This is a genomic window from Acaryochloris sp. CCMEE 5410 (genome assembly GCF_000238775.2).
Taxonomy (GTDB): Bacteria; Cyanobacteriota; Cyanobacteriia; order Thermosynechococcales; family Thermosynechococcaceae; genus Acaryochloris.
In genome coordinates, this window is sequence record NZ_AFEJ02000001.1 from 4,066,069 (window position 1) to 4,090,702 (window position 24,634).

Here is a 24,634-nt window from a genome sequence, read left to right on the forward strand (position 1 = left end):
GCCTAGAATTCAAACGTCAGGCCAACCCCGAAATTAATGCCAGGTTGGGTAATGCGAGCCCGCCGCTGACCAAACGTTGGATCGGTGGTGGTATTGTTTGTTTCATTGTTGAGTCTGCGAGCATCTGCATAGCGCACATACTCTGCATCAAAGATGTTGTAGATGCCGCCTCGGAGGCTGAGGTTCGGGGTAACTTTGACAAAGCCCGTCAAGTCAACCACTGCAAACCCTCCCGGAATAAAATCATCCGGTTCGGAATCTACACGAGCAGTGCCCACAAAGGTGCCAATCAATTCAGCCCCCCATTGATCTTCTGGGGCTCGATACCCGAGGCCAACCACTGCTTCAAAGGGATTCACAGTTTCTAAAGGCTGATTATTTTGGTCGTCATCGCCAATAATCCAGGCTAGCCCCCCAAAGATACGGAATCCATGAGGCTCAGAGCTGAACCGATATTCACCTTGGGCTTCAATGCCATAAATACGGACCTGCTCCAGGTTTTGAGACTGGAACACCTGCACACAGCCTGGGGTAAAAGGCGGGAAGCATCCGGCAGGTTCTGTGCCTGCGGTGCTACCTTCCGCAGCCCCAAAGATAAAGTTGTCATAGATGCTGTAGAACCCAGTAACGCCAAAGGTCCCTCGTGGAAAGGCTCCTTTAACCCCTAACTCAAAGGTATGGCTGGTTTCCGGCTCTAGATTAGGGTTAGAAATGGTGCGATATCCGCTTTCTGGGTTAGAAAAACCGCTATTGATTTCAATGTAGTTGGGTCCCCGAAACCCCCGAGCATATCGACCCACTAAGGCAATCTCTGGGGTGACCTTATAAACCAAACCTAAGCTGGGAGACAGGGCCGAATCATTTAAGTCCGTCGCCTCAGCACCAGGATTATTAAAGAAGAGGGCATCCGGTTGGGTTGTCAGACTGTAGTAGTCAAAGCGCAGACCCGGAATAACCGTAAATCGGCCTTCGCCAAATTCAATCTCATCTTGTAGATAAACCCCGATGCGCAGGGTGTCGGAATCAGGAAAGTCTTTGATTGGAAACGCATCCGGTCCAACTCGGTTGGAGATGGCACCCGTATCTAAGTTAATGCGCTGTCCATCTCGGATCCGTTGGTTAAAGGTGCTAGAAATATCTAATCCATAGGTGAGTTTATGAGCGACGCTGCCCGTGCGAAAATCACTCCGCAACTGGATATCGCCACCGATAATATCTTCAACGAACAGGTTATTTAACTCTCGAAACCGTCGGGCTGGGGGCGGGGTGAAGGGCGGTGGTACAAAGGGATTAGCGAAAATATCATTTCTGGTTCGGGTCTCTTGGTAATCCGATTCTTGGTAGTAGAACTGGACTCGACCAAATTGTAAGAAACTCTCACTCTCAGGATTGTCAAATTTGTAAGCGATACTAAAGCGCGATCGCGTCGTTTCCGTATCGGTATCATCGTTCAGAATGGTCGTACCCGGAAAGGCTAAGACCAAGTTCAGGTTATCCGCCGCCGTATCGAAGTCTCCCGCTTCATTGAAATATTCACCCGTGAGTAGGACGGTATTATGGTCATTGATCTTAAATTCCAGCTTGCCCAACACATTATTGGTCACCCCGAAAAACGGATCTTCAAATCGATCTTCGGCATTGTTATCTCGTTCAGTATTTTCGCGATGGGTAAAGCGCACCAAACCAGACAGATCGTCCGTGGCCTGGAAGGCAACGGTTCCCGTACCTGAAAACCCGGAATTTGAACTCCGAAACTGGGTAGAACCGCTAATGTAGTAATCGCGATCCGTTAATGCCAATAGGTCACTGGGGTCTGGGGTCAGGTAGCTGACCACCCCCCCCAAGGCATCACTCCCGTAGAGGGCAGAGGCGGGGCCTCGAATAATTTCTGTCGTCTGCACCGAGCCCACATCGACAAAGTCGCGCCCTAAAATCGAACTGCCAAATTCAAAAAAAGTGGGGAGTCGAATCCCATCCACCTGCAGCAAAATCCGGTTACGCTCTAAGCCACGAATATTGTAGTCCGTTGCCCCATAGGTCCCATCTTCATTGACGCTCACCCCTGGCTCATAGCGAATTAAATCCCGAATATCTTGGCCTAGCTGACGTTGTAACTCCTCTGCTTTGATCACCGTGATATTAGCAGGAGAGAGTTGAACGGCCCGTGGCGTCCGAGTACCAGTCACCGTAATTTCCAGCTCTACTTCTTCATCCACGGTGTCGGTCGGTAATGCCTCTTCTTCTGCAGAAGGGCGATCGGCTTCATCAGGACCCTCTTGAGATAAGAGTTGGGCATTCGATAGAGGCAGATCTATTTCTGTAATGTCAGGAATACCCTCAGCCGTAATAACCGTTGGGACGGGTGGTTCTACTCCAGGCGTAACATCAGCAGTGACATCCAGGGGACAGTCATCTGAGGTTAACAAACAGCGTGTTTGGTTTGACTGTTTTGTTCTGTCTAACGGTTTATCTTCAACTTGGGACAAGACTGGCTGAGCATTAAGCATACCAGCACCTGTAAGGAGTAAGGCTAGAGAGAAAGCTGAGGCATGAAATCGAGTCATAGTCATCCAAGGAGGTTAAGAGATAGCAGATTTAAACCTTTTGAGAGGGGAAAACGTTACCTTTAAAGGCAAAGCTTGAAGCCAAACGCCCACAGGCATCTCAATTCCAGAGAAAAAGAGATGTCCGTCTGCACGTGCCATTTTCTGAGAGAGGAATATTATGTCTACTGCTGTAGTTCAACCTTTCGGCCAGATAGCTGACAATCCAGTCTTGCTGGATCGGTCTGCTACTGAACCGATTTGCGAGGGTATGAATACTGCCCTGGCTAGTTTCCAGGCGTTGTATTTGCAATATCAAAAGCATCATTTTGTCGTCGAAGGGGCTGAGTTTTACCAGCTCCACAACTTTTTCCAAGAGTGTGGGGATGCCACCAAAAGCCATGTTCATGATCTTGGCGAACGTCTAAATGGTTTAGGAGGGGTACCCGCCGCTAGTTTTAGCAAGCTAGCGGAGCTATGTTGTTTTGAACCCGAAGCAGACGGTGTGTATAACTGTCGAACCATGGTGGAGCATGACCTAGCTGCTGAACAGGCTGTGATCAAACTACTTCGTAGCCAAGCGTCCCAGGCAGAAAGTCTAGGAGATCGCGGTACTCGCTACTTGTATGAGCAGATGCTGCTAGCGACAGAAGAGCGAGCCTACCATTTGGCCCATTTTTTGGCCTCTGACAAGCTGGTTGTGGCGTGATCCGGTAATCGTCATGGTTTCTTTGTGGCGGCAATGGCCAGCTTCGCACCTTCAATTTCGCGAATGCGGTCCATCACCGTCACAACGCGGCCATGCCCCACTTGCTCATCCGCATGGATGACCACTACGACCTTTTTGGCTGTTTCCGTTAAGTCTTGAACTTCTGTTGCTAAAGCATCCAGCTGGATCGGTTCTCGGTTGAGCGCTAAATCCCCCGTCTCACCAATGGTGACCGTCACCTTGGTTGATAGCTGCGGCTTCACTGTTTTTGCCTGGGGCAAATTCACAGGTAGAGCATCACTGCGGTTGAGGAATAACGTGGCAATGATAAAAAAGGACAGAATTGCAAAAATAACATCAATCATCGGCACAATATTGATCTGAGCCGGTGGATTGGGATCATCGGGTAAGCGCATGACTGCCTCTTTGTCGTTCATAGCGATGGCGATAGAGCAACTCCAACTGTCCCCCGTACTCTTGAATAAAAGCCAACTGTCGTTGATATAAACTGCGGAACGCATTGGCGAAAATAAGTGTTGAAATCGCTACAATCAACCCTGCAGCTGTTGAGATTAAGGCTGTACTAATCCCCCCCGTCACTCCTGCTGTTTCACTCCCCCCGATATTGCCCATATCGAGTGAAGAGAAGGAGTTAATTAGACCCAATACCGTTCCCAGTAGGCCAAGTAAAGGGGCAATGCTAATAATGGTGTCAAACACCGTGGTAAACCGCTTTAACGTAGGTAGCTCAGCTTGGGCTTCACTCTCCAACGCCAAACGGAATTCATCCGGTGTGGGCTCCTCTAACGATAGAGCTGCTAAGAAAATGCGCGCGATGGGATACTTTGTCTGCTCCTGCACATACCCCAACGCATCATAAATATTATCGAGCCGATAGAGCTGCAGCGTCCGCTTGACGATTCGCAGTTGATTGCGATTTAGCCTGGCCCAAAAGATCAATCGCTCAATCACCAGAGCCATGGCAATTAGTGAAAATACCATGAGAGGGAGCATTACAATTCCCCCCGCCGTAATGATTTGGCCAAATTGCATGTATGTATACCACTCCATACTGCGATAGGGAAGACCGATTGCTGTGACCGAAACCTGCACTGGCTCTAAAAAGCGCTAATCCTGTGAAGACTCACAACTAGAGACCCTGACACAGCAATCACCCTTGCTGAACCTAAGCCATCTAGTTCATTAGAGATGTCGGCACAATCAGCCATAGATGAGACCGTATCTTTAATGATATATATTGTCAAGTAATTAAAAGCAGATCGGGTAATAAATAGAAATTCCTTATTGATGGGATAAAGAAGCAAATTGCCTAAATTTTCCTGAAAACTCTATTTTTATGAGATCTTGAGAATTTTATTTACCTTGATAAAGTTCATAGATAACTTTCATTTACTAAGAATATTGTGTATCGTTTAAACCGATCTATTCTCAGTTATTCACATGAGTCTCAATCCGTTCTCTAGCACTCATAAAGAGAACGAAGAGCGCTTTGTCCGCACCGTTCTGGCATGTACTTTGCCAGGGTCCCTAGTGTTGCACTCTTTGTTTTTCGGAATTAGTGTCGGTTTACCCTCCTCTGAAGAGATTGATCTAGCCGAGGACGATGCCATTGAAATTGCAGTCGTAGATGCGCCAGTAGAAGAACTTGAAGAAGAAGACCCGATTCTGGAGGATCTAGAACCTGAACCGTTGGAAGAGCTGGAAGACCCAGATGCTGCTGAGCTAGTAGAGGATGTGCCGGAACCTGTGGCATTGAATTCAGTGCCTGAACCGCCGCTTCCAGAATCAGAAGAACGCCCAGAGCCACTGCAAGAATCTGAGCCTCCTGAAGAACCATCTGAAACGCCACCAGAAGGACCAGAAACTAGTGACACAACAGAGGAATCTCCTTCCACCGCCAAAACAACTGACCAGTCTGAACCCACGTCCTCTGCTTCAGAAGAAGATGCTCCGTCTCAGGCACCTGTAAAAACTGGAGAAGCTACGCCTGCCGATCCAGGCTCGTCAGCTGAGAAAACTGCAGCCAAATCGACCGCTAAGCCATTAGGAGCTGCGAAACGCAAAGTATCCAAATCTGGACTATCGACAGCCAAGACATCCAAGGGCAAAACGTCTTGGTCTAAGTCTAGACGAGGAAAAGCCAAACCGACTAAGGGGCCGAAAAAAACAGCGGTGAATACTCAACCCAAAGCCCCTATCAAGCCCAAAAAGGTACAGAAAAAAGGGCGCTCGAAAAAACTGGGCATTGGGTATAAAAAAGACGCGAAATCGAAAACGACCGCTGGGTTATCAGAACGGTTTATTCCAGTTCTCAAGAATGGCAAGGTGGTGGATCTACAGCTTGAGCGATCTACAGGCGATCCTGAACTGGATAAGGCGATTGAAAAGGATAAGAAGAAATTTCTTAAGCAGGTTAAGAAACAGCTGAAGTCTGTGCCAGAAGAAAGGCGGAGTAAACCCATTAAAATTCGGTTTGAAGCGAATGATTTGACGGCAAAAGAGCGAGAACAAGCTCGTAAAAATCGAGCTTTATCCCAGCAGCGGGCTCAAGAGCGAGCAGCCGCTAAAGCTCGTCGAGCAAGGCAGCAGGCCCCAGCTGCAGCCCCAGCTGCAGCCCCAGCTAGACCAGCAGATACACCAGTGAGTGCTCCGAGCACTCCAGCTCCGGCAGCAGCTACCGCTCCAATATCGACTCCGGCCCCAGCCCCAGCTCCAGTAACCTCTCCAGTGGCTGATCCGGCTCCAGGTCCCGTTCCGGAACCCGCTTCAGCCCCAGCACCAGCTCCAGTTTCTGCCCCAGCCCCAGCTCCAGTACCCGCTCCGGTTCCGGCCCCTGCCCCACCTCCAGCCCCGGCTTATGTACCGCCTGCTCCGGCCCCAGCCCCAGTTCCGGCTTATGTACCACCCGCTCCAGCTCCAGCATATGTACCGCCGCCCGCTTCGGCTCCAACCCCGGCTTATGTACCACCCGTTCCGGCTCCAACCCCAGCTTATGTACCGCCCGCTCCGGCTCCAGCATATGTACCACCACCTGCTCCAGTTTCTGCCCCAGCTCCAGCTGCTCCACCTCCTTTAGAGTAAAGAGATAAGCGCTTACCTTATGTTCAATTCACCCTCAACGTTTTAGGCGGACTCAAAAGCTGTGCAACGTGCTTCATTGATGGGCATCTTAGGTGCCGGACTCGTCATTACTATTTTGCTGTCCTTAGGCCAAGGCTCTGTGGATATGGGCTTGCAAGAAGTCTGGCAAGCCCTGTGGCACCAAGGACCTGAACTAAATCAAACCATCCTATGGGACCTGAGATTGCCTCGGATTGCCGCTGCACTTCTGGTGGGATCTGCCTTGGGAATGTCGGGAGCCTTATTGCAAGGAATGCTACGAAACGGTCTGGCCGATCCGTTTATCCTAGGGATTTCGGCAGGGGCTGGTTTGGTTGCGATCGCACTTCTTACCCTTAATATCTTCCTAAGCTGGTTGCCCGTCGCTGCCTGGGTTGGCGCTGTTGTGACTTCGGCCTTAGTCTATCGTTTAGGCCATACTGCCAACGGTATCGCTGTGGAACGTTTGGTCTTAGGTGGGGTTGCGGTTAGCTCTTTATTAGGTGCAGTACAAACCACCCTGCTGTTGTTGTCCGATGATGGTCGGATTCAAGCCGCTCTGAATTGGCTGATTGGCAGTTTGAATGGACGAGGCTGGACAGAAGTGGTGAATGCTGGCCCCTATATTGGCGGTGCGCTGATAGCAGGCTGTTTGCTGTCCCGCAATATTAATATCCTCAATTTGGGAGATGAACTAGCGGTAGGCTTGGGGGTATCGTTGACGCGATCGCGCCTCTTAATCGGTGGAATAGCCACCCTATTAGCCGCTAGTGCCGTCAGCATGGCGGGATTAATTGGCTTTGTCGGTTTAGTCGTCCCCCATGGTGTCCGCCTCTTAGTCGGCACAGACTATCGCTGGGTCGTCCCTTTATCTGCTCTTGGCGGAGCCTGGGTGTTGATTTTAGCCGATCTGCTGGCTCGGTTAGGATCCGTTGAACTGCCTGTAGGTGCAGTCACTGCTCTCTTAGGTTCTCCTCTGTTTATTTGGCTGCTGTATCGTCGTATGTCTCCGTTAGGAGTATGACCATGCTCCTAGACCTGCAAAAAATTAGCGGTGGTTATGGCCAAACCAGCATTGTTAAAGATATTGCTTTTACCTTGCAGGAGGGCGAGTGGCTGAGTTTATTGGGGGCGAATGGCTCCGGGAAATCGACCTTATTAAAACTGATCAGCCGCATGTTGCCCCTGCAAGCAGGCACCATTCTCCTGGATGGCAAAGCCATTCAACAGCAATCCACCCAGGCCGTCGCCCAACAGATGGCCGTCTTGCCCCAGCACCAAACGCTACCTGCAGGGCTAACCGTTCACCAACTGGTCTGCTTAGGCCGGACCCCCTATCAATCCTGGTGGCAATGGTCGCTGACACCCACAGATCATGAGCATATTAAACGAGCCTTGGCCCAAACGGGGATGTTGTCATTTCGCAACCGCCCCCTGGAAAACCTGTCAGGTGGCGAACGCCAGCGAGCTTTTTTAGCCTTGGCGTTAGCTCAAAATCCCAAAGTCTTGCTGCTAGATGAGCCTACGACTTTTTTAGATTTACACCATCAGCTCGAATTGCTAGAGCTTCTGAAATCCCTCAATCAAGATCGCGGGCTGACGATTCTGACCGTTCTCCATGATGTTAATCTCGCGATTCGCTATAGTGCTCGCCTAGCGCTGCTGAAACAAGGACAGCTCTTTGATTTGGGGTCTCCCCAACAAGTGCTCACCCCCCATAATCTGGCTCAAGTTTTTGGCATCACCGCTGCCCTGATGGATAGCCCTGTGGGCTTACAAATCTGTGCCATCCGCGCAGCCGATACACCTGTTCCTTCAACCGTTTCGTCCCATGACTAACCGTTCTCGGCTACTCCTAGCCGCACTACTGCTCAGTAGCCAACTGTTCGCTTGTTCTAGCCCACCTCCCTCTGCCAATAGCGAAAAACCTGCGACAGCGGATGCCACAACCAACGAATCGGTCAAGGTCGTAGCCTTGACTTCCCTCACAGCCGATATTATTCATCATCTGGATGACACCAAGCTGGTGGGAATTCCGGGTAGTCGATTAATTGGAACCGATCAGCGGTTTAAAGATCTCCCCCAAGTCAGTCAAGGACGAACCGCCCCTGATTTAGAAAAAATTGTTGCCCTGAAGCCGACGCTGGTGATTGGTGCGAAAGGGTTTCATGATCAGCCCCTCAGCAAAGTAGAGGATTTGGGCATTGCTACATTGACGACGGAAGTCAAAGGCTGGCAGGATTTAATCGCGTTAACGGAAGAGATAGCGGACCAAATCGGAGCCGATCCCGCCCCTTTATTAGCTCGCTATCAACAATGCCTGAGTAAATTACCTGAAGAATCAGCCTCAACCCTGGTTCTGGTCAGTCGACAACCAATCTTAGCTCCCAATAGAAATAGCTGGGCTGGCGATCTGCTTCAGCAATTTAAGGCCAAAAACCTAGCAGCAGATCTACAAGACCAAAGCCCAGTGGAAGGCTATGTTACCCTCTCAGCGGAAAAGGTGTTAGAGGCAAACCCCGATATTGTCCTGGTGGTGGACCCGGAGCAGGATCCCGTGGCAGCATTCGAAGCTGAACCGTTTTGGAGCAAGCTGAAAGCGACGCAAAATAAGCGGGTGCATGCCTTTGATTATTACGGCCTTGTCAATCCTGGCAGCATTAGCAAGATTGAGGCTGCTTGCACCCAACTGCAAGAGATTTTGCAGTGAGAACACCGTACTGAACGCTGCGATCGCAACCCTAATCCGGCAAGAGACAACCTGCGATGCCAGTGATGGTGTTCGCTTTGCCAAAATTCTATAGACACTTATTGCAATCAATTGATTTTATTTCTCAATAAGTGATATGGTATCGATTGAAATTTACGACCACCTGAGGTCCTTTACGATCAAAAGCTGTGGGGGATACAACAGCTCTATTTGATTTATTTTCTTCTTGGCTATCTTAAATAAATTTCACTTACATATACTGAACTGTTGCAAGTATATGGAGTGGTTTTGCACCTTGTCTGCAATCTATTTGCAGTGTCGTACTGATTACAGAGCCCATGATGATTTCTCCAAGACTTTCTCAAACCCTGAGTTGTTTGCTTTGCTGTTCCGTTACCTTGACGACCGTCGGTGTTGTCAATGCCCATCACCACGACAAGGCAGGTCGTCAGCAGACCATCGCTGCGAAAAATGTTGATCTCACCCCCTATGTAGAGAACTATGCAGAGGTCGTCTTTCGGAATTATCAGGATGCTCGTACCCAAGCGGCCATGATGCAGGTGGCAATCACAGCCTTTTTGAATAATCCGAATGAAACGTCTCATAAAGCCGCTCAAGATGCTTGGGTGCAAGCGAGACAGAGCTATCTGCAAACGGAAGCCTTTCGTTTCTATGAAGGCCCCATTGACTTTGTGGATGCCAAAACTGGAGAAGAAGGCCCCGAAGGTCGGATCAATGCTTGGCCAATGAATGAAGCCTTTATTGATTACGTCAAAGAAAAGCCTGACAGCGGTCTGATCAACAATCCCAAATTTGAACTTTCCATTGCTGCCATTATGGAAAATGACCAAGTCACAGATGAAGCGGATGTGACTACGGGCTGGCATGCGATTGAATTCTTACTATGGGGCCAAGACTTCAATAATGAAGGGCCGGGCCAACGCAGTTTTACGGACTTTGTTCCCAACCAAAACAATAACGATCGTCGTCGCCAATACTTAACCCTAGTCACTCAACAGCTGGTGAGTGATTTAACTTTCCTGGAAACAGAATGGAAGCCCAATGCTGAGAATTATCGGGCTAAGTTTCTGAAGGGCGATCCCAAAGCCACCGTGGGCAAAATTTTTACAGCACTGGCCACCTTAAGCGCTTTTGAAATGGCGTCGGAGCGGATGACGGTTGCCTTAGATAGTGGGAATCAAGAAGACGAGCACTCTTGTTTTAGCGACACCACCTACCAAGACTTTGTCTTTAATGCCAAAGGTATTAGTAATGTTTATTTTGGTGACTATGCAGGATATCAAGGCAAAGGCTTTGATGAGCTGCTGGCGCAAATGAATCCTGATCTGAACCAAAAAATAACGGCAGCCCTCACTACAACCGAAGAATCAGCTTCTCAAATCGATCAACCCTTTGATCAAGTTCTCGCTTCTGCCCAGGGCAGTCCTCAGCGAGCTGAAGTTGAAGCAGTAGTGACTGCTTTAGAGAACCAGGGAGAAGCCTTTAAAGAACTAGGCCCAGTACTCGGTACCTCTGTAGAAATCTTGGCAGAATGAAGTTTAAACGCCTATTCCTATTCGTCTGGGCTGTTTTCACAGCCCTGATGATTTTGATGGTTCAGGGAGGAGTAACTTCTCAAGAAGCCTTCTCTTCTGACAATCGCACTGAGCTGTCTGGTGGTACTGCCGCAACGGTGAGTAAAGCCACCAAAACGGCCTTTGCCCAACCGATTAAAAATCTGGATCGGAAGCGAAGGCGGGTTTTTGTCTTTGGCGATCACCTGTTCAATACCCAATGGGTGCAGGCCCCTAGTTCAGTGGCAACCCTGGATGGCTTGGGGCCGCTCTTTAATCGGAATTCTTGTGCTGGATGTCATGTGCGCGATGGCAGAGGTCGTCCACCCCTGCCCCATGAAAACCGTATGTTGTCCAAACTGATTCGGCTCAGTATTCCGGGGCAAACAGAAGAAGGGGGGCCTCTCCCTCATCCCTTGTATGGCGGACAACTCCAAGAACAAGGAATACTTGGTGTCCCCTCTGAAGGTCGCACTCAAATCACTTGGGAAGAGGAACCCGGTACTTTTGCGGATGGTAAACCGTTTAGTGTGCGACAGCCTAGCTATCAGTTCACAGATTTGGCCTATGGACCCCTAGGGGATGAGGTCTTATTCTCGCCCCGCGTCGCGCCAGCCGTATTTGGCCTGGGCTTGTTAGAGACGGTTCCCAAAGCAGAGATTTTAAAACAAACAGATCCTGAAGATCAAGATGGCGACGGTATTTCAGGTCGCCCCAATTATGTTTGGGATTTTGCCAAGCAAGAAAAACAATTGGGCATTTTGGGCTGGAAAGCCAATCAACCCAATTTAAAACAGCAAATTGCTGGAGCCTTTAATGGAGATATTGGTCTCACCACCTCCCTGTTCCCTAAACCCAGCTGTAATGCAGGCCAAGCTGATTGTCTCAAGGAACTCAAATTTGGCGAGCAGCCTGAAGTCAGTGACGAATTTTTGGATAAAATTACCACCTATATGCGTTTGTTGGCGGTTCCTGCCAGACGCAATATTGAGGGTGTCTCAGAGCAACGGGGTGAAAAGCTGTTTTACCAAGCGCAATGTGCCAGTTGCCATACACCCAAGCTAGTGACGGGCCAGACCTCGGAGCATCCAGAATTCAACAATCAGGTGATTCATCCTTATACGGACTTGCTGCTCCATGATATGGGGCCAGGGCTGGCAGATAATCGCCCCGACTTTGAAGCCGAAGGGCAAGAATGGCGCACACCACCCTTGTGGGGAATTGGTTTAGTTAAAAACGTGAATAAACATACGTTTTTCCTCCATGATGGTCGGGCGCGGGATCTGATGGAGGCGGTTCTCTGGCATGGAGGAGAAGCCCAAGCGTCGAAGGAGGCGGTTCTCCAGTTATCTGAAACAGAGCGAACTGACCTGATGGCCTTTTTGCAATCTCTCTAGTCCTTTTCAATCCATTTTTAGTCCACAAGCGTTACTAACGCTTGTGGGCTGTCGCTTTTTTGGCTAGAAGTGCTTTGCTGAAAAAAGATTGGGGGAAGGTCAAAACCTGGTGTTTGCAATAGCGCCATTTGAGGCTAGAAAGTTCTATTTTTTTCTACTTACTCTGAGCCAAATTTCCACTTAAGTTGACCTGGTTTTAGACTGACATGCTTGCCATCATATTGAACACTAACTTTGGGGGAAATGCAGGTCTCATTTGCCGAAATATGACTGCTAGAGCCCCAAAAGGCTTGCTTATCTCAAGTTAGTTTATTGGATATAAGCCTATGACTGCTGTGCACGCTACTTCGCTCAGTCCTGCGCCAACTCTTTTACCATTCAAACCCAAACAAGTGATTCCTGATGAGCCAGTGGGCCATTTATGGCGTATTGAGCAGGGAGTGGTTCGTACGGTCACTTGGGATGATGAAGGGGATTTAGTCACTTTAGGACTATGGGGGGTCGGAGATTGTATTGGGCAACGCTTTACCAGCATGGCCCCCTTTCAAATAGAAAGTGTGAGTGATGTTCAAGTTCGAGCAGTTCCAGTCTCCAGCCAAGAGTTGGGATTAGTGCTGCGATCGCATATTCGTTTCATGGAGGATCTCTTCCTCATCAATAGCTATAAACTCGCTCCCCAGCGCCTGCTTCATTTCTTAACCTGGTTGAGCCATCGATTTGGTCAGCCGGTGGAGCAAGGGCAACTCCTGGATATTGGTCTGACCCATCAACTGATTGCTGAGCTCACTGGGATTAATCGAATTACGGCCACACGCATACTGAACGAATTGGAACGAGAAGGACAGTTGATCCGACTTCCTAAGCAACGGCTCATTATATCGTCCATTGCTATGGGCAAAGCCCTGGGCTGCTGAATAAAGGTCTGACGAGTGCCCCTGGAACTATTGTTGACTAAAAAAATAGCGTGAGGAGTTGTACGTTCCTTGAAACTTTTGTCCTGACAGGCTAATAAGAGTTTTGTCCTGTGCTAAAGGTCCATGTCAATAGAGTCACCCATATGCGATCGCAATTTGTCGTAGGACTAAAATAGCAATAGTCAAGGCCATCACTGAGGATGCCCATGGTGCTTCAATACGACCCCAGACAATGTCTCCCCTCCTCAGCTGAGTTACCGGACTCAGACGATACGCCCGTTGATAATGAACTGCAAAATCTCATCCCCAATTTGCTCGACGGCATTTTGGCAATGGCATGGCCTCAACGAGTCGATTGGTTCTTTGGCGTAGATATGGGCATCTACTATGACCCCGACCAGCCAGCCATCGTGCCAGATGGCTTTCTTAGCCTTGGCGTTGAACGGTTTATTGGTGAAGATGTCCGTTTAAGCTATATGTTCTGGGAGGAGGATCACATTCCTCCGATTTTAGCCTTAGAGGTTGTATCAAAGACCTACGGCGGTGAATACGAACGGAAAAAGACAATCTACGCGGATTTAGGGATTCGCTATTACGCCGTTTATCTACCGAATCACAAGTCTCGACGGAAACGTCAGTCTCTTGAAGTGTATATTTTGGAGAATGGCACTTACCAACAATTAGATGGAAATCCAGTCTGGCTGCCCGAAATTGGCTTAGGGCTAGGGCGAGAGCGCGGCACCTATCTGGGGCGAGAACGAGAATGGCTTTACTGGTTTAATCAGGACGGCGATCGCTTACTCACGCCAGAAGAAAGGGTGGAGCAAGCCGAGTCGCAGGTGGAGCAAGAAAAAAATCGTGCTGAGCAGGCAAAGGCTCGGGTCGAGCGATTAGCCGAAAAGTTGAAAGCGCTGGGGGTGGATCCTGATTCTATTTAATCCAGCAGTCAAGCTCCATCTAAGGTGCCCCAACCCCAGCGGTTGATAGTAGAGATTAACCAGGGAATCCACGCCGTGCCGCTTGGTGTCGCTAGTGGGAATGGCTGGGATGGGGCAAACTACGGTGACTCGGCTCGTGGAAAAGAATGTGGACAGTTTCGCAGAGGGGTGTGGCGATCGCTTAACCTATCGTCTAACTTTATGGGCTGTAGGGATAAACTGCAAAAATCGTTCTGCAGGAATGGCCCAACTAGACTGTTTCATCACTTGATGTTCGGCAGAATTAGGTTTGGAACCATCTATAAAAATGTAAGGATCACCCCAAAGGGGGTAGGCATGCATTCCATTCATCGCAATCACCTGTCCCCAACGATTTAAAACAGGGCCACCACTCATTCCTTTCTGAATGGGATTGGTATAGCCAATCTGATAACCACCCTGCAATACCCGATCAGAGATCAGAGAGACCTGTCCTGATGTGAAGCGAAATTGAGGTTGGCTGGCTGAGGTTTGAGCAATGGGAAATCCGGCTGCAAAAACAGGAACTCCAGGGACTAGTGACAAAGAGGGAGCGAACTGAGCGACGGGATAAGCAACGTTAGGACTCTGAAATTTTAGTACCGCCAGATCGTTCTTTTCCTGGTTTGGGGATGGCCTTAGTTCGGCGTCATAACGCTGCCCATCTGCCAGCACCACTTGATAGCGTTTGCCAACGGCGACGACATGCTGATTCGTGATCACCGTGTAGGTCCGACCTTGGCGATGGACTAAAATCCCAGAACTCCATCGATCATCTACCCACACCGTTACGGTGATGGTTCGCGCATAACGGCGTACCCGTTCAACCGAGACGGTGTGCGGTTCAGTCTTCGCAGGAGCTGCGAGCAACGGCACCCCAGGGACTTGAGTACAAAGTTCAGCACTAGGGGGTATGCCCGGTAGCCATAGCGCTATGGTGCATAGGGAGTACAGACTTAACGTGGGAACCATGCTATCTAATTGCTTTACGTCCTGATTCATGACCCATATTGATAGCAATCATACGCTAGCGGCCATCGTCGGTGGGTTGATAGTCTAAGGCTATGCTGTAAGATCTGCTGTATCCAGCGTGAACCTCAGAACACTTGCTTGTAACCATCTGGTTGCTCTTAACCATAATTGGCCTCACCAGCGCTGCGCGTTAAAGACACAGCTCTTAAATAAGGCAAATGCAGGTTAACGCCAAGCTAGAGAAGCTCTCTTGCCCAGGTTAGCCTGCATTTATAGCTGTTATCTAAATCATCCGTGTCCAACCGGGATGGGCCACGGATTTAGAGGATTACCACAATCCCAAAGGCTTAGTTGCAGCAGGGGTGGTTGTAGAGCTTGGAGTCGTGGATTCAATCTTGGGTTGAGGGGTGCTTGGGGTTGCCCCTGCTTCTTTCTCAACCGGTGCCTTACTCAAGAAATCTTCCATGTCAATATAAACGCGGGCCGTAGACTCATTCAGAGGCCCTGATGCACCGACTCGAACGCTGAGAAGCTGTTGCAAGGTTCGCCCAGGATTGCTGCCTGGCTTGAGGGTAAACAATAACCCACTGCAAGGACCCCCGTTATAGTTCGCGACACAAACGACAGACTGGCGATTCATCCGACCAGTGGTGAGAAAGTTCAGGGTGTCCTTTTGATAATAGGAGTTGAAGCGATCCGAAACCTCGGCACAGCGAGCTTCTGGAGACCAACCGGAAGCGCCAAAATATTCAGAGGTCCAGCGAATGACGGGTACATAACCTCGCTTGGTTTTTGCCATGGTAGTAGGGGTGCCACTGCCTAGGGCACAACTGAATCGTGCTTCACCGGCTTGTGCAGGTTGAGCTCCCATAACTAAGGTTGCACCAGCCACGACGGACAACGCAATCATAGATGTGATCTGGTGGCGCTTCATAATGCCTTCAAAGCCTCATTGAACGTAAGAGTTACAATTCAGGTATATCACTCCTATCCTTAGTATGGCAAAACCTAGATCACAGCCTACTTCCCTCTTCGATCACACCGATTGATTTCAAGGCTTATACCAACCTTCTCTGCTCAGCAATAGACTCAGCTCAACCTTTTATGAAGCTACAGAAATCTTTAAATTAGCTACAGAAGTATCAAATGCAAACAGAATCATTTAAAACAATGCATCAGGCATGTTTTTAGCAACCATCATCGCAAACAGCTTGCCATTTCTGAAATAGATGACTGTGGAGAAAACTATGCAAGGGCTTTGGTTAGAAGACAATCAGCTTCGTCATCGCACGGATTTGCCCCTGCCCCAACCCCAAGCGGATGAAGCCTTGGTCCGAGTGCGACAAGCAGGCATTTGTAATACTGATCTGGAGTTAATCAAGGGCTATTACCCCTATACCGGTATTCTGGGCCATGAATTTGTTGGGCAGGTTGAACAGGGACCTGCTCATTTGCAAGGTAAGCGAGTGGTCGGTGAAATCAATGCAGCCTGTGGCAACTGTGACTATTGTCGTCGTCATTTAACGACCCACTGTGAACAACGGTCTGTTTTAGGTATCGTCAACCGTCATGGGGCTTTTGCCGAATATTTAACGTTACCTGTTGCGAATCTCCATCCTGTCCCCGATCATCTTCCCGATCAAGTGGTTACGTTTACGGAACCCCTCGCTGCGGCCTTAGAGATTCAGGAACAAATCGCCATCAATCCTTCCCACCGCGTGCTGGTTGTCGGTGATGGCAAGCTGGGGCAGCTGGTTGCCCAAACCTTAGCGCTGACGGGATGTCAACTCTTTGTTGTGGGACGTCATGCCGAGAAATTAGCGAATCTCTCAGCCCGAAATATTGCAACTGGCTTTGAACCCGATCTCCAGGCTCAGCTACGGTCTTTTGATATTGCCGTTGAATGTACAGGTAATCCTCAAGGGTTTGACCTGGCGCGTAAAGCTCTGCGTCCCCGAGGAACGTTAGTACTCAAAAGTACCTATGCTGAGCATTTAACCATTGATGCGGCTGCTATCGTCGTCGATGAGCTGACCGTGTTGGGGTCTCGCTGTGGACCTTTTGCCAAGGCTTTAGATCTATTGGACCAGTCAGCAGTAGACGTTACCTCTTTGATCCAAACTACCTTTCCCTTGTCTCAGGGCATTCAAGCGTTTGCAGTGGCGCAACAGCGAGGTACCCAAAAGGTTTTGTTATCGATGAACGATTAGAGGCGAATGGCTTTTCCCCTCGTCGCTTTTTAGGCCGTCACGATCACGGCACTTATAGCTGTAAACGGACATTCTCGCCTTTGACCCAACCTTGGGCTGTCGGCTTATCCTGCACTTTGACCGAATACCAAGCATAGCCATTGTTACCCTTAGTCTGTTTTAAAACCTCTACAGCTTGACCTGAGATGCCGCGAAGGGGCAACGCTGTTTTCTCAGTGGGCTGGGCATAAAAAGAAATGATCTGGCCTGGGGAGGCGCTCAACTTAGCCGCTTTGGGTTGGGTATAGCTCACCAGCCATCTCACCTGATCGCCACGAACCCACCCTTTGGCCTCAGCATTATCGAGAAACTGAACGTTGTACCAAGCCAATCCATCTTCGCCTTTGACCATTTTGAGGAGTTCAACGCTCTGGCCAGAACTAGCCCGATACTGAGTGGCGGTTTGCTGAGCTGGGGTCGTTTGGAGAGCGACAAATACACCAGGGGGGGACGTAATAGCACCTGGATTTTTAGGCGGAGCGGCTGTGCTTTGAGGCTGAGATTTTTGAGCGCGGATTTTGACAAAGTCACCGCGCATCCACCCTTCTGCTCCCAATCGAGTGAATTTCAGTTTGTACCAGGTATAGGAATCTTTGCCCAAGGTTTGTTTTAAAACCTCAGCAGGTTCCCCTGACTTAACGGCTAGCAAAGATTTTGAGTCAGTAGTGGGTTCTTCTCGGACATTAATGGCAACGTCTGCGTCCTTGGCAATCACCTCTGCCGTTCGTGGGGTTTTAGTAACTGGAGCCGCTAGAGGTTTTCCTTTGGGTGCTGAGGGTGTTGCTGGCGTTGAGGGCTTAGAGGGTTTTGAAGGGGACTCAGGGGGCGGTGAAGGCGGCGAGGCAGGTGGAGTCGGGGGCTGTGCTGCGGCAGGGGGTGGACCCTCTATCACCCGTAATGAAGCTTCAGGAATCCAATGGTCGCCTACTTTTAACCAAATTTGCCCTTCATTGCTAAAAACGCGCAGGGTTGGATTGAGAATGACCCCAGCTTTATATTCTCCAATCACTTCCCCAGAGTTTCTGGGCTGGGCAAAAATGCTGGCTCCCCCCGGCTTCACTTGCACTGTTTTGGGATAGGTCAGGGTTTCGGCTTGGCTATGTCTAATGGGAAGCACACCCGCAAGAACCATGACTGTTCCGCTTAGTAGTGCTGTGGACACCGATTTGAAACGCATCATCAGAGCCGCTCCTTAACTCTTGCAAACCTGACACAAAAGTCAGTCTGTCAAACTTTTGGGGGAGTTGCTAGAGAAGCACTAGAACTATTTATTTTTCTGATCGATTTTATCAAAGCGCACCATGTCGATTTTATTCACTGACTTCTGTGGGGAACCAACTGGCTCGCCATGCTGCTGTGGCTTCGGCAACCGTTTTTTCTCGCTGTTTTTTTTGAAAAGACTCTCGTAGGATTTTGAGCTGTTGCCAGAGCTGGCGAAGTTGATGTCGCTCATTCATGACTTCTGCATCGGTAAATTCTAAATCGGATAATTGCAGGAAGATGGCGACGACTGGATCGGAACGATCGTCCGATGAGTCGTCGTTTTGATCATCCATCAGAGCTTTGATTAAATGGGGAGCGCTTGTGATCGGTCGCCCTTGCTCAGCTGCTTTGCTGGCAATGTCAAACAGTAGATCCATGGAGGTGATGTTAACAATGCCATATTCCTGCAAGCACTCATTGGCCTGCTGAGAAATTTGACGTAAGGCATCTAGAATGGCCTGTTCCATATCTTGCAAGAGGTGGGACAAGTGTTCAGGGTCCACACTCTCTTGCTGAGTTATATCGGTTAAAGGTTGGGTGACGGCTTTTAACGCTTCCTGTAACTTGGTGCCCAGTCGCTGCACCTCTTGCTGCAGAGTTTGTTGTTGATTCAGAGACAGTTTCAAAAAGCTAGTTGGGTTGACCTGAGTACAGAGATGATAGCTAGCCTGAATGAGCTTCTGGGAGACGGCAGGGCCAAGCAGGGCTAAGTACTGCCCATACTGCTCATGCACTTTGTGAGTTAATTCAACGGTTTTTTGATCGAGCTGATCAAGGCTTTGCTGAATTTGCGTAATTTCTGGGACCATCATTACCAATCGGTGCGTAGCCACTAAAATAGCGAGTATCGCAGGTTGCGATCGCATCGTTATGCAATTGTACCCAGCTTCAATTGAGACCAAATATCAATCGCTGGATTATTTCACGTTGAAGAGCTAGATATCACCTTTTTTACGATGGTAGCAGCCTCAAACATGGAACGGCGGGCAGCACGCTGTAATCGCTCAAACTAAAAAGGTAGACCAAGGTCTACCTTTTTAGTTTGTTTACTTCTTCTTACCTTTTTTCTTCTTAGAAGTAGCCTTTTTGGCCGCAGGCTTCTCTTCGGCAGGTTTCTCTTCTACTTTAGGCTTGGTTTGGGCTGCCACTTCTTCGGCTAAGTTAGACTCAACTTTATCAATGCCTTCGCCTAGGACAAAGCGAGTAAAGCGACGAACCTTCATGTTCTCGCCCAGCTTAGAAATAGCCTGCTGCAGCAGTTCTTGGACTGTGATGCTTTGGTCTTTGATATAGGGTTGATGCAAGAGGCATAGCTCTTTTAAGGTCTTGTCTAACTTGCCTTGGACAATTTTTTCTTTAATATTGTCGGGCTTACCCTTGAGGGCGTCAGAGCCCATGGCCACTGCCTTCTCTTTTTCCACAAAATCCTGAGGGATTTCATCGGTATCAACATATTGGACATTGGGGCAAGCGGCGATTTGCTTGGCAATGTCTTGGACCAGTTCTTTAAAAGCTTCGTTGCGGGCTACAAAATCAGTTTCACAGTTGACTTCGACCAACACACCAATTTGACCACCGAAGTGGATGTAGCTATCAACGAGTCCTTCAGCAGTGACGCGACCGGACTTTTTACCCGCCTGGGAGAGGCCTTTTTTGCGCAGATAGGCAATGGCTTTTTCTTGATCGCCATCATTTTCTTGCAAGGCTTTCTTGCAGTCCATCATCCCTGCGCCAGTTTTATCACGCAGTTCTTTAACATCTTTTGCTGATATTGCTGCCATGGTCTTTTCTCGGTGTATCTATGATGGTGTTTATCTTGAAGCTAAAACGTTAAGGGACATCTAAGAGCGAGCAGTAGGCTTCCCTTAGATGTCCAGCAGGGTTCTGGTTCTATTCAGCCGCAGGCTCTTCTGCCTCAGCCGTAGGAGCAGCGTCTTCAGCAGGAGCTTCTTCAGGGGCAGCTTCAGCCGTAGGAGCTGCTTCAGCAACAGGCTCGGCTGCTGCGACTTCAGCGTCTGCTGCGTCAGCAACGGGTTCCGGCGTCTCATCCTCGAAGTCAATGGCAGAGGGAATGTCGTCGCCTTCGAAGGTTTCAGCACTGACTTGTCCATGCCGGCCTTCATAAATGGCGTCAGCGAGCTTGCCGATGATCAGTTTGATGGAGCGAATCGCATCATCATTGGCAGGAATGGGAATATCGACCCAATCGGGGTCGCAGTTGGTGTCTAACAAAGACACAATGGGTAGTCCCAATTTCTGACACTCTTGCACCGCGTTGTATTCCCGGCGGATATCGATAATCACGACCACATCAGGGATCTTATGCATCTGCTTCAGACCACCGAGGTACTTCTGCAATTTATCCAGCTCTCGGCGCAACATGGACGCTTCTTGCTTGGGCAAGAGGTCAAAAATACCGCTCTCGTAGCGTCTTTCCAAATCTTTGAGACGCTCAATTCTGGTTTTAATGGTGGTCCAGTTGGTGAGCATACCTCCCAACCAGCGCTGGTTGACATAGTAGCCACCGCATCGGGCAGCTTCTTGGGCAATAATGCCAGCGGCTTGTCGCTTCGTGCCTACGAATAAGAATTTCTTGCCAGATTCTGAGGCAGAGCGGACGTAGTGGTAAGCTTCATCCATCAACTGGGCGGTTTGCACCAGATCAATGATGTGAACCCCGTTACGCTCTGTAAAGATATAAGGGTCCATTTTGGGGTTCCAACGGCGAGCTTGGTGGCCGAAGTGAACTCCTGACTCAAGCATTTGAGCCAAACTAATAACAGGCATATTTTTCTCCTATTCGGGTTTCAACCTCCATCTGAGTGCATTTCTTGCGACCAATGATTTGGCGAGAAACACCCGAATTCTCAGATGTGTGAAGTGTTAACAGCCTTTACAAAATAGCACAACTCCCGAGGTCCCACATGGCTTTTTGTCGGGACTTGGCTGGATACATCAGCGACCCCCGCTTTTTGCAGTCTTAAGGAGGTGGGTCCCAGTGCGATAGCCCAGACATTGATCTGTTTAGGTTGACTAGAATGACAGGGGTGGAATAGAGCAAGATCGCTCCCTCCCTTTTTTTGGGTTTAATAGTTTTTATATACCCGTAGCGATAGTTGCCATCGCAAAATTTCCAATACCTTAGGTAAACCTAAACTTGTGGACCAGAGTACGGCCCAGTTGCAGCGGTTAGCGATAGCCCCTGAGCAACGCCAAAATCATCAGATTTATTTGACGAGCGATCAACAACATTATTTGTGTGATGTGTTGCGGTTGGGGCATGGTGATCGTTTTATTGCTATGAATGGCCAGGGACAACTCTGGTTAGCGGAGCTTCAGCCCGATGTTAGGTCAGCCAGGATATTGCACGCTTTAGGTGAACAGACTGAGTTGGCGATGCCGATGATGTTACTAGCTGCCCCTCCGAAAGGGAATCATTTTGACCAAGTGGTTCGGAGTGTAACGGAATTAGGGGTCAGCCATATTGTGCCGCTTATTAGCCAGCGAACGCTGCTGAAACCGAGTTCTAATCGTATTCAGCGATGGCAGCGGATTGCCACAGAAGCAGCTGAGCAGTCCCATCGGCAGATTATTCCTAAAGTGTTGGAGCCGGTCTCCTTTGAAAAAAAAGTGATGCAGGATGATCAGGGCGCCTGGCAACGATATATTTGTACTGTAGAGCCGTCAGCACCGAATTTCTTGCACTGTCTCAGCCAAGCTTTAGATCAAGAGAGCCAATCGGGTGTTGCTGTTATGGTAGGGCCCGAGGGCGGATGGACCGAGACTGAAACCCAGCAGGCCCAAACAGCCGGATACCAAGCAGTCTCTCTAGGCCAAAGAACCTTAAGAGCGGTCACCGCAAATTACATGGCAGTATCCATTGCGATCGCACAAATAGAACTACACACTGCGTACCCAGGGGGAAAAGTATGCACCAAGAAATCGCCATAGCATTGGATCGTCAAGACTATCAGATGGCGTCTCAATTGATTCAAGCCATCCCCACGAGCGATCCATGGGGCAAGCTCTATTTGGGGAAACTGCAAGCGGCTCAATCTGACCATGAGCAGGCCGAGCAGACCTTCCGTGCTTTATTACAGGAAGATTACGGTCCCAAAATTGCCCAAGCGGCTCGCGAAGGTCTCAAACAACTTCAAGATCATGCTCAAGCGTTACGAAAAGCCAAACTGAGCCAAGCGACTGCGAATCCAGAGCAAACGCAAATAGGAGCCCTGATTTTAGAACCCTTACCGACGGACGCTAAAACTGGAGCAGCTCTTAAATTTGCCAAAATCATGCAGGTTGAACCCTATACAGCCCGTATGTTAATCCCCAGCCGCGGGTGGCGTCTCTATCGGATTGGCCCGATTGGAGAGTTAGAGATGTATGGCCAAGACTTGCAAGCAGCAGGAATTCCTAACTTTGCGGTCACCATGGCTCAGGTTCAAACGCTTAAGGTCCATCAGGTCTGCTATATTCAATCCTCACAGCCCGCACCAGAAGTCCTGGTGTCTGATCATCACTCGCAACAAACGAGTTCATTCCGATTTCAGTGGTCTGATGTAACTCAACGGGTTGAAGGTCTAGTTCCCATTTTTGAACAGGTTGTAGATCGCGATCCGCGTGGCAAGCTACAGCGGAAAGAAAAGACGCAGGATCATGCTCAATTCTGCGATCTGCACTTGCCCCAAAAAGGCTGTATTTTGCGATTCTATGATGCAGCCTATCAATTCAACCAAGGCATCAAGCTCACGGAAGTAGATCAGGAAACTTCTTGGGCGAATTGGCGTGGCTTAACCACCTTGCTGACCCAAAACTTGCCCCATGCAACCACTTGGGCAGATTTCACCTCTTTTGCCGATACTGCGGTGGAACAGCTTGAACTATTGGGGGCGTTTGAGTCCTACATCAATTTGTTACGCCGAGAAGATAGTCAATGGGATCAGGCCTTCCACTTGTACAGTAGTTTAGCCATGCTTAAACAACAGGTCGATCAGCGTCTTGGGCAATCTAGGTAATCTGGTATGGACAAACATGACCTGCAAGACATAGAAGTTCTGCCATGGCCGGAGCCAATTCGACGTCGGTCACATCTGTATGTTGGTGATCTGTTGGATCCTGAGGTGTCAACTATGTTTCTGCTCCAATCGCTTTGCCATGCTATCGATGAAGCGATTGATGGACATTGCAGCACTGTAAAAATTTTAGTTCAAGAATTTGGTGCGGTTATTGAATATGATGCGGGGCTTCCCTTGCATCCTGTGCGAAATGGACAGGTTCCTGCTGTAGTTATATTGATGAGTGGACCGAGAGGATGCAGCAATATGAAGAAGCATATTGAAGTCGGTTCTGAATATTGTGAATTGGGGATAGCAGTACTCAATGCTTTGTGCTGCAACTTCTCCGTGGTGACCTATGCAAATGGGCAGCAAGCTACGTTGAGTTTTAAGTCAGGGAAACTCCAGCATCCGGTCAACTTACAGAAATCTGAACATGCTGACTTCACCCGCATGGCCTTCCAGCTAGATGACACAATCTTGCCAAGATTTACTTTCAGTGAAGAGGTTATCCGCAAGCGTGCCCGAGACATTAGTGTCAAATATGGCATTAGCATTGATGTTTCTATGGCAGGTTAAGGTTGTTTGATCTTCTTGGCTGGCAACCATTTAGAACGCCGTAGATGAAATAACTTTTTTAAACAGCGCAAACTATAGTTCCTTGTTTGCATTTAGGGCAAATGTCATTGCTCGCAAAGCTCAACTTTATCGTTCCTGAGAAGTTGCAAATAGGACAATGAACCTTAGCCAGATCGAGGTGTATCATCCCCTCTGTTTCCATCACGGAGATTGCGATTCCAGAGACCACCTCAGAAAGCATCGAATTCCAAACTTTATCGTTTTTCATTTGCATTAGAGCTAGCCTGAGTTTTTTCTTGAGTGGTTTTTTGGCGCGTTTGATGCGTCGTTGCCAGGCTTTTTGTTGAGCTTTATCAAATACTGGACGCTCAAAGGGCAAAGCTTGAGAATGCAAAAAACACAGCTTTCCTAATTGTGGATAGTTTAAATCCTCGCTGTATATAGGCAATAGAGTGAAACAGTGGGTACAAATCGATCGAAACTCAATAGCTCGATAGGTTGAGAGATCTACCACCCCATGACCACCCAGAAATTGAAAATCGCAGTGGTTGCATCGACAGTCCACATGAAGGCTCATAGCGTTTTTCAGCT

At 49.0% G+C, this 24,634-nt stretch carries 23 protein-coding genes; 13 read left to right on the plus strand and 10 right to left on the minus strand.

The window, feature by feature from the left end; genetic code table 11:
* Positions 1-2 precede the first annotated feature (2 nt).
* Positions 3-2,564 carry a TonB-dependent hemoglobin/transferrin/lactoferrin family receptor gene (locus tag ON05_RS18760; RefSeq protein WP_010472647.1) on the minus strand — a complete coding sequence of 854 codons (2,562 nt, stop codon included), beginning with the start codon at positions 2,562-2,564 and terminating at the stop codon, positions 3-5.
* Positions 2,565-2,724: 160 nt separating this feature from the next.
* Between ON05_RS18760 and ON05_RS18765 the strand changes: the two genes are divergently transcribed.
* On the plus strand, positions 2,725-3,252 hold the full coding sequence (locus ON05_RS18765; RefSeq protein ID WP_010472650.1) for a Dps family protein: 528 nt from the start codon (positions 2,725-2,727) through the stop codon (positions 3,250-3,252).
* An 11-nt stretch (positions 3,253-3,263) separates the two neighbouring features.
* Here ON05_RS18765 and ON05_RS18770 read toward each other — a convergent pair whose 3' ends face one another.
* Together ON05_RS18770 and ON05_RS18775 are read right to left on the minus strand one after the other, a co-directional pair.
* Entirely contained in the window at positions 3,264-3,668 is a 405-nt protein-coding gene (locus tag ON05_RS18770; protein ID WP_010472651.1) for a biopolymer transporter ExbD, read from the minus strand.
* Complete coding sequence (locus ON05_RS18775; protein WP_010472653.1) at positions 3,652-4,305, minus strand: MotA/TolQ/ExbB proton channel family protein; 654 nt, start codon at positions 4,303-4,305, stop codon at positions 3,652-3,654. Before ON05_RS18775 ends, ON05_RS18770 begins: the two co-directional genes overlap by 17 nt.
* Before the next feature lie 408 nt (positions 4,306-4,713).
* Between ON05_RS18775 and ON05_RS18780 the strand changes: the two genes are divergently transcribed.
* The 8 genes from ON05_RS18780 (at position 4,714) to ON05_RS18815 (ending at position 13,905) form a co-directional block, all read left to right on the plus strand.
* Positions 4,714-6,354 (plus strand): hypothetical protein, encoded by a 1,641-nt coding sequence (locus tag ON05_RS18780; protein WP_010472654.1) that lies wholly within the window; start codon positions 4,714-4,716, stop codon positions 6,352-6,354.
* A 79-nt stretch (positions 6,355-6,433) separates the two neighbouring features.
* Positions 6,434-7,396, plus strand: a complete 963-nt coding sequence (locus ON05_RS18785) for an iron ABC transporter permease (protein WP_010472656.1) — start codon at positions 6,434-6,436, stop codon at positions 7,394-7,396.
* 2 nt (positions 7,397-7,398) lie between these two features.
* The gene (locus ON05_RS18790; protein WP_010472657.1) at positions 7,399-8,211 is read left to right on the plus strand and encodes an ABC transporter ATP-binding protein; all 813 of its coding nucleotides are present in this window, start codon (positions 7,399-7,401) and stop codon (positions 8,209-8,211) included.
* The gene (locus ON05_RS18795; RefSeq protein WP_010472658.1) at positions 8,204-9,082 is read left to right on the plus strand and encodes an ABC transporter substrate-binding protein; all 879 of its coding nucleotides are present in this window, start codon (positions 8,204-8,206) and stop codon (positions 9,080-9,082) included. Before ON05_RS18790 ends, ON05_RS18795 begins: the two co-directional genes overlap by 8 nt.
* A 338-nt stretch (positions 9,083-9,420) precedes the next feature.
* Positions 9,421-10,638 (plus strand): imelysin family protein, encoded by a 1,218-nt coding sequence (locus ON05_RS18800; protein ID WP_010472659.1) that lies wholly within the window; start codon positions 9,421-9,423, stop codon positions 10,636-10,638.
* A complete protein-coding gene (locus ON05_RS18805; protein ID WP_010472660.1) occupies positions 10,635-12,053 on the plus strand; it encodes a di-heme oxidoredictase family protein in 1,419 nt (472 codons plus the stop codon). Before ON05_RS18800 ends, ON05_RS18805 begins: the two co-directional genes overlap by 4 nt.
* A 326-nt stretch (positions 12,054-12,379) precedes the next feature.
* Positions 12,380-12,967: a Crp/Fnr family transcriptional regulator gene (locus tag ON05_RS18810; RefSeq protein ID WP_010472661.1), complete on the plus strand. Its 588-nt coding sequence runs from the start codon at positions 12,380-12,382 to the stop codon at positions 12,965-12,967.
* Between the two features lie 206 nt (positions 12,968-13,173).
* A complete protein-coding gene (locus ON05_RS18815) occupies positions 13,174-13,905 on the plus strand; it encodes a Uma2 family endonuclease (RefSeq protein ID WP_085945169.1) in 732 nt (243 codons plus the stop codon).
* Positions 13,906-14,091: 186 nt separating this feature from the next.
* Here the strand turns inward: ON05_RS18815 and ON05_RS18820 are convergent, their stop codons facing one another.
* Together ON05_RS18820 and ON05_RS18825 are read right to left on the minus strand one after the other, a co-directional pair.
* Positions 14,092-14,895: a serine protease gene (locus tag ON05_RS18820; RefSeq protein ID WP_139025704.1), complete on the minus strand. Its 804-nt coding sequence runs from the start codon at positions 14,893-14,895 to the stop codon at positions 14,092-14,094.
* 328 nt (positions 14,896-15,223) lie between these two features.
* The gene (locus ON05_RS18825) at positions 15,224-15,829 is read right to left on the minus strand and encodes a COP23 domain-containing protein (protein WP_010472667.1); all 606 of its coding nucleotides are present in this window, start codon (positions 15,827-15,829) and stop codon (positions 15,224-15,226) included.
* Positions 15,830-16,142: 313 nt separating this feature from the next.
* On the opposite strand from ON05_RS18825, the gene ON05_RS18830 reads away from it, so the two are divergent.
* Complete coding sequence (locus tag ON05_RS18830) at positions 16,143-17,105, plus strand: alcohol dehydrogenase catalytic domain-containing protein (protein WP_010472669.1); 963 nt, start codon at positions 16,143-16,145, stop codon at positions 17,103-17,105.
* A 52-nt stretch (positions 17,106-17,157) separates the two neighbouring features.
* Here ON05_RS18830 and ON05_RS18835 read toward each other — a convergent pair whose 3' ends face one another.
* From ON05_RS18835 to rpsB, 4 genes are all read right to left on the minus strand, one after another.
* Positions 17,158-18,324, minus strand: coding sequence for an SH3 domain-containing protein (locus tag ON05_RS18835; RefSeq protein WP_236618937.1), 1,167 nt, complete (start codon positions 18,322-18,324; stop codon positions 17,158-17,160).
* A 130-nt stretch (positions 18,325-18,454) separates the two neighbouring features.
* Positions 18,455-19,273 (minus strand): hypothetical protein, encoded by an 819-nt coding sequence (locus tag ON05_RS18840; protein ID WP_039779815.1) that lies wholly within the window; start codon positions 19,271-19,273, stop codon positions 18,455-18,457.
* Positions 19,274-19,453: 180 nt separating this feature from the next.
* Positions 19,454-20,188 carry a translation elongation factor Ts gene (gene tsf / locus ON05_RS18845; protein WP_010472674.1) on the minus strand — a complete coding sequence of 245 codons (735 nt, stop codon included), beginning with the start codon at positions 20,186-20,188 and terminating at the stop codon, positions 19,454-19,456.
* Between the two features lie 109 nt (positions 20,189-20,297).
* Positions 20,298-21,194: a 30S ribosomal protein S2 gene (rpsB, locus tag ON05_RS18850; protein ID WP_010472676.1), complete on the minus strand. Its 897-nt coding sequence runs from the start codon at positions 21,192-21,194 to the stop codon at positions 20,298-20,300.
* Positions 21,195-21,566: 372 nt separating this feature from the next.
* Here rpsB and ON05_RS18855 point away from each other — a divergent pair, with 372 nt between their 5' ends.
* The 3 genes from ON05_RS18855 to ON05_RS18865 are packed head-to-tail and all read left to right on the plus strand — an operon-like array spanning position 21,567 to position 24,043.
* A complete protein-coding gene (locus ON05_RS18855; protein ID WP_010472678.1) occupies positions 21,567-22,358 on the plus strand; it encodes a 16S rRNA (uracil(1498)-N(3))-methyltransferase in 792 nt (263 codons plus the stop codon).
* Positions 22,337-23,425, plus strand: a complete 1,089-nt coding sequence (locus tag ON05_RS18860; RefSeq protein ID WP_010472680.1) for a hypothetical protein — start codon at positions 22,337-22,339, stop codon at positions 23,423-23,425. The genes ON05_RS18855 and ON05_RS18860 overlap by 22 nt, the downstream gene beginning before the upstream one ends.
* A 6-nt stretch (positions 23,426-23,431) precedes the next feature.
* Complete coding sequence (locus tag ON05_RS18865; RefSeq protein WP_010472681.1) at positions 23,432-24,043, plus strand: hypothetical protein; 612 nt, start codon at positions 23,432-23,434, stop codon at positions 24,041-24,043.
* Between the two features lie 58 nt (positions 24,044-24,101).
* Here the strand turns inward: ON05_RS18865 and ON05_RS18870 are convergent, their stop codons facing one another.
* On the minus strand, positions 24,102-24,437 hold the full coding sequence (locus ON05_RS18870; RefSeq protein WP_010472682.1) for a hypothetical protein: 336 nt from the start codon (positions 24,435-24,437) through the stop codon (positions 24,102-24,104).
* Positions 24,438-24,634: the final 197 nt, after the last annotated feature.

What these genes read in the sequence shown, in the direction of transcription:
- ON05_RS18760 (WP_010472647.1), bottom strand. Translation starts at nt 2,564, where the DNA reads ATGACTCGATTTCATGCCTCAGCTTTCTCTCTAGCCTTACTCCTTACA.
- ON05_RS18765 (WP_010472650.1), top strand. Translation starts at nt 2,725, where the DNA reads ATGTCTACTGCTGTAGTTCAACCTTTCGGCCAGATAGCTGACAATCCA.
- ON05_RS18770 (WP_010472651.1), bottom strand. Translation starts at nt 3,668, where the DNA reads ATGCGCTTACCCGATGATCCCAATCCACCGGCTCAGATCAATATTGTG.
- ON05_RS18775 (WP_010472653.1), bottom strand. Translation starts at nt 4,305, where the DNA reads ATGCAATTTGGCCAAATCATTACGGCGGGGGGAATTGTAATGCTCCCT.
- ON05_RS18780 (WP_010472654.1), top strand. Translation starts at nt 4,714, where the DNA reads ATGAGTCTCAATCCGTTCTCTAGCACTCATAAAGAGAACGAAGAGCGC.
- ON05_RS18785 (WP_010472656.1), top strand. Translation starts at nt 6,434, where the DNA reads ATGGGCATCTTAGGTGCCGGACTCGTCATTACTATTTTGCTGTCCTTA.
- ON05_RS18790 (WP_010472657.1), top strand. Translation starts at nt 7,399, where the DNA reads ATGCTCCTAGACCTGCAAAAAATTAGCGGTGGTTATGGCCAAACCAGC.
- ON05_RS18795 (WP_010472658.1), top strand. Translation starts at nt 8,204, where the DNA reads ATGACTAACCGTTCTCGGCTACTCCTAGCCGCACTACTGCTCAGTAGC.
- ON05_RS18800 (WP_010472659.1), top strand. Translation starts at nt 9,421, where the DNA reads ATGATGATTTCTCCAAGACTTTCTCAAACCCTGAGTTGTTTGCTTTGC.
- ON05_RS18805 (WP_010472660.1), top strand. Translation starts at nt 10,635, where the DNA reads ATGAAGTTTAAACGCCTATTCCTATTCGTCTGGGCTGTTTTCACAGCC.
- ON05_RS18810 (WP_010472661.1), top strand. Translation starts at nt 12,380, where the DNA reads ATGACTGCTGTGCACGCTACTTCGCTCAGTCCTGCGCCAACTCTTTTA.
- ON05_RS18815 (WP_085945169.1), top strand. Translation starts at nt 13,174, where the DNA reads ATGGTGCTTCAATACGACCCCAGACAATGTCTCCCCTCCTCAGCTGAG.
- ON05_RS18820 (WP_139025704.1), bottom strand. Translation starts at nt 14,895, where the DNA reads ATGGTTCCCACGTTAAGTCTGTACTCCCTATGCACCATAGCGCTATGG.
- ON05_RS18825 (WP_010472667.1), bottom strand. Translation starts at nt 15,829, where the DNA reads ATGAAGCGCCACCAGATCACATCTATGATTGCGTTGTCCGTCGTGGCT.
- ON05_RS18830 (WP_010472669.1), top strand. Translation starts at nt 16,143, where the DNA reads ATGCAAGGGCTTTGGTTAGAAGACAATCAGCTTCGTCATCGCACGGAT.
- ON05_RS18835 (WP_236618937.1), bottom strand. Translation starts at nt 18,324, where the DNA reads ATGATGCGTTTCAAATCGGTGTCCACAGCACTACTAAGCGGAACAGTC.
- ON05_RS18840 (WP_039779815.1), bottom strand. Translation starts at nt 19,273, where the DNA reads ATGCGATCGCAACCTGCGATACTCGCTATTTTAGTGGCTACGCACCGA.
- tsf (WP_010472674.1), bottom strand. Translation starts at nt 20,188, where the DNA reads ATGGCAGCAATATCAGCAAAAGATGTTAAAGAACTGCGTGATAAAACT.
- rpsB (WP_010472676.1), bottom strand. Translation starts at nt 21,194, where the DNA reads ATGCCTGTTATTAGTTTGGCTCAAATGCTTGAGTCAGGAGTTCACTTC.
- ON05_RS18860 (WP_010472680.1), top strand. Translation starts at nt 22,337, where the DNA reads ATGCACCAAGAAATCGCCATAGCATTGGATCGTCAAGACTATCAGATG.
- ON05_RS18865 (WP_010472681.1), top strand. Translation starts at nt 23,432, where the DNA reads ATGGACAAACATGACCTGCAAGACATAGAAGTTCTGCCATGGCCGGAG.